Annotated in this window: 2 pseudogenes; both read left to right on the plus strand. The window is 45.8% G+C overall.

Annotated elements, in window-relative coordinates:
• A pseudogene (locus ACTJLE_RS06555) lies at positions 1-301 on the plus strand (hypothetical protein); the annotation flags it as partial.
• A gap of 11 nt (positions 302-312) precedes the next feature.
• Positions 313-506 (plus strand): annotated as a pseudogene (locus tag ACTJLE_RS06560) (hypothetical protein); the annotation flags it as partial.

Genomic DNA, 506 nt, shown 5'->3' on the forward strand with positions numbered 1-506 from the left:
CAAGCCAATGCTGTTAAACGGGGCGACTATTTTCGGTGAGAAAAACGGGCGTATGCTTGGCGGCGGAGAGAAAGGCCCGGAAGTGATTATGGGGCTTGATACTTTGCAGAATATGAGCGCGGGAGCGAACACGCAAATGCTTAATGTTATGAACCAGATTCTAACGATTATGGACGCGTATTTCCCACAGTTTTCCAACCAGAGTATTGTGCTCGACACTGGCGAACTAGTGGGTGGTATCGCGCACAGGATGGACAGTGAGCTTTTCAAGCTTCAAACAAGAAAAACAAGGGGGTGGTAGAAGTGTATGGGATGCTAATAAACGGGTTGCATAGTTTTAACGATCTAGGGCTGGTTGCTACAAGCCGTCCACGAATTCAACTTCCAGAACCTAAATTAGAGTATTTGCAAATACCAGGCAGGCAGGAAAGTATTGATATTAGTGAAAGTCTTGCCGGTGAAGTGTTATACGAGATGCGTGAAGGCTGTTTCGAATTCATTGTTTC

This window comes from Gardnerella sp. CCPDSM (genome assembly GCF_056754715.1).